4 protein-coding genes are annotated in these 3,473 nt (G+C 73.2%); 2 read left to right on the top strand and 2 right to left on the bottom strand.

From position 1 onward, the window contains the following. Together AC30N0_RS18260 and AC30N0_RS18255 are read left to right on the top strand one after the other, a co-directional pair. On the top strand, nucleotides 1-345 hold a 345-nt coding region (locus tag AC30N0_RS18260), incomplete at its 5' end, for a winged helix-turn-helix domain-containing protein (protein WP_489519311.1). A 20-nt stretch (nucleotides 346-365) separates the two neighbouring features. Further along, nucleotides 366-1,760 carry a sensor histidine kinase gene (locus AC30N0_RS18255; RefSeq protein WP_489519310.1) on the top strand — a complete coding sequence of 465 codons (1,395 nt, stop codon included), beginning with the start codon at nucleotides 366-368 and terminating at the stop codon, nucleotides 1,758-1,760. A 7-nt stretch (nucleotides 1,761-1,767) separates the two neighbouring features. Here AC30N0_RS18255 and AC30N0_RS18250 read toward each other — a convergent pair whose 3' ends face one another. Together AC30N0_RS18250 and AC30N0_RS18245 are read right to left on the bottom strand one after the other, a co-directional pair. Then, the gene (locus AC30N0_RS18250; protein ID WP_489519309.1) at nucleotides 1,768-3,183 is read right to left on the bottom strand and encodes an MATE family efflux transporter; all 1,416 of its coding nucleotides are present in this window, start codon (nucleotides 3,181-3,183) and stop codon (nucleotides 1,768-1,770) included. Further along, nucleotides 3,180-3,473: DUF1289 domain-containing protein (locus tag AC30N0_RS18245; RefSeq protein WP_489519308.1), on the bottom strand; the 294-nt coding region annotated here is incomplete at its 5' end. The genes AC30N0_RS18245 and AC30N0_RS18250, both read right to left, overlap by 4 nt.

Below are 3,473 nucleotides of genomic sequence, written 5' to 3'. Positions count from 1 at the left end.
TCGCCGCAGGCCGCCGACGACGACGTGCTCCGCTTCGGCCGCCTCGAGATCGACCTCGGCGCCCGCGTCGCCCGGCTCGACGGCAAGCTCTGCGACCTGACCGGGCACCAGTTCGACCTCCTCGTCGTGCTCGCGCAGAGCCCGGGTCGGGTCCTCTCGCGCGACCAGATCATGGATTCGCTCAAGGGCCATCCGCTCGAGGCCTTTGATCGCTCGATCGACGTCCACATCTCGCGCATCCGCGCCGCCATCGAGGACGATCCGAAGGCGCCGCGGCGCGTCCTGACCGTGCGCGGTGCCGGCTACGTCTTCGCCAGGAAACAGGACGCCGACCACGGCGCCTGAGCGGCAGGCCGGGCGGCACCATGAAAAGCCTGTACCTCAGGATCTACGCGACGGTGGTCGTGGTCCTGCTGCTCTTCGCGTTCGGGTCGGGCTGGATCGTCCAGCGCACGCTCGACCAGGAGCGCTCCAACACCGAGCAGGTGGTCAGCGAGCGCCTCGGCGCCTGGGCCGACCTGCTCGACAACGTCCTGCCGGGCCCCGACGCTCCCCCTGAAACACAGGCGGCGGCGCTGCTCGACTGGTCGCAGCGCCTGCGCATGCCGCTGGCCCTCGACAGCGTCGCCGGCCAGCGCATCGGTGCCTCCGAGAGCTTCCTCCGCCGCGTTGCCGACGGCCAGAAGGCCTTTCCGTTCAAGCTCGACGACGGCCGCACCCTGTGGACGATGCGCTGGGGCGGCCGCCGCCAGGGCAGCGGCGCGCAGGCGGGCGGCTCGTCCGAGGAACGGCCGAGGAGCCTCGCCTCGCAGCGGCAGTGGCCGACGGTGCTGCCCGGCCTGTCGCGCGGCGCCGGCCTGGTGGTCGTCCTCGTCGTCCTGTTCATCGCCGTCGCCGCCGGCGCCTACCCGGTCGTGCGGCGGCTGACGCGGCGCCTCGAGGCCCTGAAGAGCGGCGTCGAGCAGTTCGGTGCCGGCGAGCTGGGCCACCGCGTCGCGCTCTCGGGCAACGACGAGGTGGGCGCCGTGGCCGCGAGCTTCAACGTCGCGGCGGCGCGGGTCGAGGCGCTGGTCCGCTCGCACCAGTCGCTGCTCGCCAACGCCAGCCACGAGCTGCGCTCGCCGCTGGCGCGGATGAAGATGGCGGTGTCGATGCTCGACAAGGCCGGGCCGGCCCAGCGCGAGCGGCTGAAGCAGGAGATCGACACCAACGTCGCCGAGCTCGACGCGCTGGTCGAGGAGGTGCTGCTCGCCAGCCGCCTCGACGCGACCCGCGAGCAGCTGCGCGTCGAGCCGGTCGACCTGCTCGCCGTCGCTGCCGAGGAGGCGTCGCACGTCGACGCGGTGGTGGACGCCTCCGGCAGCGTCTTCGTCGCCGGCGAGACCCGCCTCCTGCACCGCGCCCTGCGCAACCTGCTCGAGAACGCCCGCCGCTACGGCGGCGGCGAGATCGAGGTGATCCTGCGCAGCGTCGCCGCCGCCGGCGGCAGGCGCGCCGAGGTCCGGGTCCGCGACCGCGGGCCGGGCGTTCCGCCCGAGATGCGCGAGCGCATCTTCGAGCCCTTCTTCCGCATGCCCGGGCATGCGGAGCAGGACGGCGGCGTCGGCCTCGGCCTGGCGCTCGTCAAGCAGATCGCCGAGCGGCACGGCGGCAGCGTGCGCTGCGAGGCGCGCGACGGCGGCGGCAGCTGCTTCGTCATCGAGCTGCCGGCAACGGCGGCCCAGGCGCCGGCGGCAGCTGCCGCGGTCGCTGCCGCCTAGAGCGGCCCTAGGCTTTCTCGAGCAGAGCGCGGCGCTCGGCGCCGCGTTGCCGGCGCAGGGTCCAGGCCAGGAACGTCGTCATGCCGATCGCCGCCACCGCGAGGCCCAGCGTCGACATCGACCAGAAGCCCTGCGCTGCGCGGGCCCAGGCCGGGCTGACGCCGAAGAGGTCGAAGGCGACCACGTAGCCGCCGCCGAGGCCCACGCCCCAGATCGCCAGCACGTAGACGACCAGCGGCACGGCGGCGATTCGGTAGGCGCGCAGCACGAAGGCCGCGATGGTCTGCGCCGCGTCGGCGATGTGGAACAGCGCCACCCAGGCGAGCAGCGGCACCGCGGCGGCGACGATCACCGGGTTGGCGGTGTAGAGGCCGACCACCTCGCTGCGCAGAAGGTAGACGGCGCCACCCAGGACGGCGGCGACGAGGATGCCGATCTCGAGGCCTGCCCAGCCGATCTGCCGAGCGTCCTGGGCGTCGTCGGCGCCGACGCGCTGGGCGACCAGCGTGCTCGTCGCATTGGCGATGGCCAGCGGCAGCATGAACATCATCGAGACCATGTTCACCGCCACCTGGTGTCCGGCGACGGCGGTGGCGCCGATGCGAGAGACGAAGAAGGCCATGAAGGTGAAGCCGGTCACCTCGACGACGATCGCCAGGCCCATCGGCAGGCCGAGCCGCAGCAGCGCCGAGAGCCGGGCCGGGTCGGGCCGGCCGATGCGGCGGCCGAGCCCGAACGGCGCGTAGAACGGGTCGAGGCGCAGGAGCATCCAGGCGGCGAGCAGCTGGCAGCCCATGACGATCGCCGTCGCCCAGCCGCAGCCCGTCACGCCCATGGCCGGCAGGCGCAGCTCGCCGACGGGCGTGGCGAGGGTCCAGCCGAAGACGAGCAGGGCGTTGAGCGGAACCTTCAGCCCGAGTGCCACGATCTGAAGCGCCATGACCGCCTTGGGTCGCGAGACGGCGATGTTGAAGCCGCGGTAGGCGGTGAAGACCAGCGCCGGAGGCAGGGCGAAGGCAAGGCCGAACAGGTAGTCGCGCACCTTCGCGGCGACCGCGGGCCCGGCCCGGGCGAGGGCGATGAAGGGGTCCGGAAACAGCAGCAAGGCACAGCCGGGGACGGCGAGCGCCAGCGCCAGCCAGATCGCCTGCTCGGTGGCCCGACCGCTCTCCCGCAGCTTGCCGGCGCCGTACAGCTGGCCGGCGATCGGGCCGATGGCGAGGACGACGCCCATGAAGCCGACGAACACCGAGATGTAGACCGAGGCGCCGATGGCCAGGGCGGCCAGATCGATGGCGCTGGTGCGCGCCACCATCACCGTATCGACCGTGCTGAACGCGAGCACCGCGACCTGGCCCACGAACACCGGCCAGGCGAGGGGCGCGATGCGCCGCGCGCTCGCCAACAGAGGCGGCCGACTCATGCGGCCGCGGCGCTCTTCCCTGTCTCCGGCTCGTGGGCGCGCTCGGCGTATCGGTTGAAGCGCCAGGCCGTGCCGTCGCGCGTGATGCGGCGCCAGGTCTGGCGCTTCTCGGCGGGCGACATCTCGGTCCAGCGCTGCACCTCGAGGAAGGTGCGGCCGCAGCCCTTGCAGACGGCGTCGCCCTGGCTGGTCGAGCAGATGGCGATGCACGGCGCGTCGGGCGTCGATGCGGACCACTCGAGCCAGGCGGCGCTGGCGGCCGCAGGCATCGACGCCTCGTCGCACTCGAC

Origin of the sequence: Rhizobacter sp. (genome assembly GCF_031412495.1) — a bacterium.
Taxonomy (GTDB): domain Bacteria; phylum Pseudomonadota; class Gammaproteobacteria; order Burkholderiales; family Burkholderiaceae_C; genus Schlegelella_A.
Note: the sequence above shows the minus strand (reverse complement) of the source record. Positions and strands in the feature narration are given on the sequence as shown.

Bases quoted from the DNA above. Each gene is read 5' to 3' on its own strand.
- AC30N0_RS18255 (WP_489519310.1), top strand. From the start codon at position 366: ATGAAAAGCCTGTACCTCAGGATCTACGCGACGGTGGTCGTGGTCCTG.
- AC30N0_RS18250 (WP_489519309.1), bottom strand. From the start codon at position 3,183: ATGAGTCGGCCGCCTCTGTTGGCGAGCGCGCGGCGCATCGCGCCCCTC.